The 5,995-nt window shown below is 58.1% G+C and carries 4 protein-coding genes; all 4 read left to right on the forward strand.

From position 1 onward, the window contains the following. On the forward strand, positions 1-612 hold a 612-nt coding region (locus I71_RS25200; RefSeq protein WP_042700221.1), incomplete at its 5' end, for a hypothetical protein. Positions 613-841: 229 nt separating this feature from the next. Beyond that, on the forward strand, positions 842-2,476 hold the full coding sequence (locus I71_RS36420; RefSeq protein ID WP_083897392.1) for a glycosyltransferase 61 family protein: 1,635 nt from the start codon (positions 842-844) through the stop codon (positions 2,474-2,476). Between the two features lie 64 nt (positions 2,477-2,540). Further along, positions 2,541-4,466 (forward strand): thiamine pyrophosphate-binding protein, encoded by a 1,926-nt coding sequence (locus tag I71_RS25210; protein WP_042700226.1) that lies wholly within the window; start codon positions 2,541-2,543, stop codon positions 4,464-4,466. After that, positions 4,466-5,995 (forward strand): glycosyltransferase family 2 protein (locus I71_RS25215; protein WP_042700229.1); only part of this gene is annotated, 1,530 nt, incomplete at its 3' end. The genes I71_RS25210 and I71_RS25215, both read left to right, overlap by 1 nt.

Genomic DNA, 5,995 nt, shown 5'->3' on the forward strand with positions numbered 1-5,995 from the left:
ACGCTGGGCAACACCGGTGTGACGATGTCGGTCTCCGGCATCGAGACGCTGATCAGCGGCACCGGCACCGACGTGATCACGGTCACGGGTGGTGCGGGCATCCGCTTCCAGGCCGGTACGGGCGACAGCCTGACCCTGGCCCCGGGCGGCGGCACCGACACGGTCGTCTACTCGTCCTTCACCGACATCTCGGCGCTGGGCGCGAACAGCGGCTTCGTCTCGGTCTCGAACTTCCAGTCGGGCACCGACAAGGTGCAGCTGACCGGTGCGGCCCGGACCGATGCGGACAAGAACGGCGATGCCTCGCTCTCGACGGCCTCTGCGGCGACCAACGGCGTGAACGTCAGCTCCAACGAGCTGGTGAGCCTGACCTCGGTCGTCAGCGGCAGCCTGACGGATGCGACCCTCGCCAACTTCCGCACGGCGCTGGGAACGCTGACGAACTCGTCGGCTGGTGCGAGCACGCTGGTTCTGGCCAACAACGGCACCAGCTCCGGCCTCTACCAGGTGGTCGACACCAACGGCGACGGCCAGGTGGCCGCCACCGAGGTCCGGCTGCTCGGCGTCTACAACGGCACGGTCCTCTCGCTCTCCGACATCAACCTCGGTTGATGACGGCGGCCTGAGCCAAGCCAAGGGTAAGGGAGGGGGCGTCCGCAAGGGCGCCCCTTTCTCTTTGGGCGCGTATAGGCATGTCGGTCGATATCCGGTGCGGAATTTCTTCGCTTCGAGGAAATTTGTTTATAAATATACCAGATGCTGTGTTGATTTGTTCAGGAAGGGGCTGCATACCATTGCGAATGGATAGGTTTTTGTTCGCGCTTGATGGCAAGGCAGGCTTATGGACGTCAATCCAGATGTGAAGAATGTGTTGTTTACCGGGTATATCGCTGCCGCTCGCTCCGGTGATTATGAGCGTGCGAAAAGAATTATGAAAATATTCGCCGCGCTTGAGCCAAATTCAGAGAAATATTATATTCATATCTCTGGCGTTTGCTCGGAGCAAGGCGAATTTGCAGAAGCAATCCGACTTCTGGAACGTTCAGAAATCCTGAACCCGAACGATCGCTCTCTTTATATGGTGCTTGCCCGTTGCTATGAGGCAGTGGGGAAAACTGATCTGGCTAAGGAAATCATAAGAAAGGAACTTGAGAAAAATCAAAACTCATTTATTTTCCATCAAATACTTTTGTCTATTTCAATAAAGGATAATGACGTTGAGAGTTCAGTGGAAATTACAAAGAAATTGTTGGAAAATCCTGAGGTTGATGAGAAGAAATTTATCGAAAACGCAAATATTCTTATTTCATTGTTGGGAATTTCGTTGGCGATTGAAAAATTCAATATACTGTCGGTGAAAAGCGCCGATTGGAAAGTTAAAAATACATTGGAGACTTATAAAAGTTTCTTGACGGCAGGGGTGAATTCTCCAGAAATAATCAAGGTATGCAGCATTCGGGATATGGAGAAAGAGGGCCTCTGTCATCTGCTGCCTTTGTCTCAACATCGAAGGCTTCTGCATAGTCATGATGCTTATGTCGGCGTTTCAAGCCAGTCGGTCATGGTAAAAAACCGGTTGTGCCGGGATCTTTGCTATCATATTGAAAGCGATGCATCTTCGGATATTGTAAACCTCCCGAACACGAGGTTCGGCACGGGGAAAGAGGCCAATGTCATTGAGGTCGATGAAGCCATCTTTGTTGGAGGTGGAAAGAATTACTATCACTGGATGATGGATTATCTTCCAGGCCTTGGAATTCTGGAAAGGGATGGAATTCTCAGGAAAGTCCCCGTCATATTCAGTGCGGAACTTACGCCTTTCCAAACACAGTCCCTGGAGCACATCGGTTTCGACTTCTCGCGGTATCTCGATCCTGGCCAGGATAAGGTATTCCGCTGCTCGCAGCTTTGGGCAACCACCAGAATCCCAGGCAGAAGGACCTTCATGGGCGTGCCGGATTGGTGGCAATCCGTGGTTGACCCTGAAACATTGTCCTGGTTGCGAAACGCATTTCTCGGAAAACCAGGCGGCGGTGGAGGGCAAGGAAAGCGAAAGCTGTATCTGTCTCGCGGAGGCGCTTCCATCAGGCGCCTGTTGAACGATGCGGATGTCGTTGAACTCATGATGGCTGCCGGCTATGAAATCGTTCATCCGGAGACGCTCTCAGTTGTCGAGCAAGTCAGCCTGTTCGCCGATGCCAGTCATGTCGTCGGGGTGCACGGCGCAGCCTTCACGAATATCGCCTTCATGGCTTCAGGGGCGAAAGTTCTTGAGATCGTTGGCGAATTCAAGCCGCCGGAGTTCTACAGGAAGATTTCCGGTATTCTGGGCTTGTCTCATGACTTTATCGAAGCGCGGATCGAGAAAATACACAAGAAAGCCTTTTTCCTGGACCCGCGGTTTGGAGATATTTCTGTTGATATACCGCAACTTAAGAATAAGCTTGCGGATTTCGACGACAGTTTCCGTCAATAGACGGGCCAATTGCTGAAGCCTGCCAGGGCGATGCAACCGGTCGGCCGTTCGGTGCGAGTTTCAAATGACGATCAGAGTTTCCGACTATATCGCCGCCTTCATTGCCGACACTCTTGGCTTGCGGGATGTCTTTCTCGTGTCGGGCGCCGGGATCATGCACCTGACCGACAGCATCGCCCGCCATCCGGATCTGCGGGCGGTTTGCCTGCATCACGAGCAGTCGGCCGCCATGGCGTTGGATGCCTATGCCCGCATCAACGGACATTTTGCGGTCGGCTGCTTCACCACCGGGCCGGGAGCCACCAATGCCATCACCGGCCTTGTCGGAGCATGGCAGGACAGCGTGCCATGCCTGTTCCTGTCCGGGCAGGTCAAGCTGGCGGCGGCCTCCCACATCGCCGGGGTGCCGGGCCTGCGCCAGTTCGGCGTGCAGGAGTTGGACATCGTCCCCATCGTTTCATCGATTTCCAAGCATGCGGTCATGCTGACCGATCCCCTGCGCATTCGCTACGAGCTGGAAAGGGCGGTCCATATCGCCCGCTCCGGACGCCCCGGTCCGGTGTGGATCGACATTCCGATGGATGTTCAGGCCGCCTGGGTCGAACCGGAGAATCTGGTCGGATACGGCACGGAGGAGGACGGGAGCGGCGTTCCGCTTCCGGCGCGCGAAGATGTGGCGCAGGCTGCGCGCGATGATTTCGTGCGGGCTGCGCCCGGTCATTCCATGCGGGCTGCGCCCGGCGAGGTGGCACAGGCATGGCAGCGGCTTTGCCGTGCCGAACGGCCCGTCATCATCGCAGGGCAGGGCGTTCGATTGGCGGGAGCGTGCGACGCCCTCAGGAACCTGGCCGAACGCCACACCATCCCGGTTGTCACCCCCTATCTCGGGCTCGACGTGATGAGCCACGATCTGCCCGTCTATATCGGCAAGCCGGGCGTCAGGGGCGACCGTGCGGCGAATTATGCCATGCAGAACGCCGATCTTATCCTGGCGATCGGCACCAGCCTGCCGGTTTCGGTCATTGGCTACGACCCTGCCGGATTCGCCCGCGCCGCGACCCGGATCGTCGTGGATATCGACCCGACCGCCCATCGGAAGCCGACGATCGCCATCGATCAACTGCTGGTGGCCGATGCGAAGTCATTCATCGACCGCCTGCTTGAAGAGGCGGAGCATGCCGCGACACCGGCCCAGCCATCCGCGCGAGCCGCATGGCTGGCGCGCTGCACGGATTGGAAGACCCGATACAGGGCGGATGTTCCCGATCCCGCCGACAGCATTGGCGGCGTGCACAGCCATGGGCTGATCGCGGCTTTGTCCCGACGGTCGCAGGAAGGCGACATCTTCGTCTGCGATACCGGAACGGCCATGTATGCCACCGCGCAGGCGATCCGGCTGACCCGACCGGGGCAGCGCTTCATCACCTCGGGCGGAATGGCCTGCATGGGCTATACGCTGCCGGCCGCCATCGGAGCGGCCTTCGCCGGAGGCGAGCGGCGGGTGCTGGCCATTACCGGCGACGGTTCGCTGCAGATGAATGTCCAGGAATTGCAGACCCTTTTCCACCATCGGCTGCCCGTCAAGCTGTTCGTGCTGAACAATGCCGGCTATCTGTCGATCCGGTCGACCCAGCAGAGGTATTTTGCCGGACGCCTGATCGGCGAAGGTGCCGAAAGCGGGATCAGCATGCCGGATACGCTCAAGCTTTGTGCCGCCTATGGGCTGCCGGCGGAGCGCGTGTCGTCGTTGGCGGAACTGGACGATGCGCTGGAGCGGGTGCTGGCGGTGCCGGGTCCCTTTGTCGTCGATGTCGTCATGCCGGCTGACCAGCCGGTGATCCCGGCGCTTTCTTCCCGGATCGAGGCCGATGGCAGCATGTCCTCCAGCCCGCTTGAGGATATGTATCCCTTTCTTCCCCGCACGGAGCATCGTGCCAACATGCTGATCGACCAGGCACCCCTGCGAAAAGGTAAGGTTGGTGACGCCTGATGCAGACGATGCGATCCGAGCAAATCGAGATCCTTGGCGCGGTTCACCGGGACATCGCCGAGGCCCAGGCCTTTCTGCGAAACGCCCTCGCGGATGCTGTTCCCGTGCCGCCGAAGCCGGTGAACCGAACCATCAGCATTGGTGTTCCGATTTACAACCGCCATGTCGAGACACAGGATCTCATCGCTGTCCTCTGCCGGCAGATCTGCCAACTCGACCAGCACATTGCGGTCGATATCCACGACAATGGCAAAGACGAGCGCAATATTCGGTTGATAGAAAAAATCACCGAAATATTTCCATTCGTCCGATACAGAGGATCCTTCTGCAATGTCGGGGCGGACCTGAACATCTCGTCCTTGTATATGTTCAGCGAAACCCCGTACCGGTGGATCATTGGGGACGACGATCTGCCGGCACCCGGTGCCTTGCAACAGATTGCCGATCTGGTCGCGCGCCATGGCGACAGGACCGTGACCTTGTTCCATCTCGGCAACCTGGTCGTCGATGCGGGATTGAGCGACATAATCCACGATGAATTCATGCCAAGCTCCCGATATGAGCCTGGAGTTCACTTTCTCGAAAAGGATCAGTCAATTCTCGACATCGGTCGCGAATTTCTCAGGATGAGTGCTAATATCGTCAAGGTTCTTCCTCTCCATGATGTGGTGAATCGTCACTTGGTTGGTCTTGAGATTTCCCCGATCTGCTTCAATTTGAACGCTTTGACTTATGGGAAATGCTGCTTCATCAACCATCCCCTTCTCGTCTATCGTGAAGGGGATAAGTCGCACTGGATTTCCAGGTGGCCACGGATCGCCCATTATCATTTCCCGAAATTTCTGGGCGAGATGGCCCGGAACGGACTGCTGTCCACCGCGACGGTGGACAGCTTTTTCAAAGCGCGTCCGGAATTTGTGTTCGGTGCCAATGCGGACCGCACATCGGCTTTCAACCACTTGAACTGGCATCGGATGCTCGCGGCGACCGACCTTGACGGTGCCGAAGCCAACCTGGCCGGCATCGATCTGATGAGCGGGCTTTTGAAGGGCTGGGCGGACGGACAGGCTGCGGAGATCGATTGCCTGCTCCACAGGCGGGCTTTCCGGCCCGACTGTGTCGGCGACAGGGCGCCCGGCGGCTTCGAGATCGACGAGCGGCTGATGTACGTCATCATCCCGGCGAATGGCGGCGGCAGCGCCGGCTTCCGTCTCTTCGGCATTCCCGCTTACGGACAGGCGGTGTGCGACCTTCAGACCTGGGTGCGCGATGACGGCCAGCCTCCGGTGGTCAGTGCCCTGGGCATGAGGCCGTCCGGGGACAACGGCCCCTTCCGGCAGGTTGCGGCCCTGGTTCCCACGCCGGGGCGGTCGGTTCGGTGCAAGGTTCCATTGGGACGTATCGAAGGACCGATCGATCTGGAAATCCGTTTCACGCTCGACGGCAGGCAGCAGGCGGGAACGACGGCACTGTGTGTCGTGAAACGGCTGGTCGTTTCCCTGTCGGAACGTGAAGGATGTGCTGAGAAG

Source organism: Azospirillum sp. B506 (assembly GCF_000333595.1).
GTDB lineage: Bacteria > Pseudomonadota > Alphaproteobacteria > Azospirillales > Azospirillaceae > Azospirillum.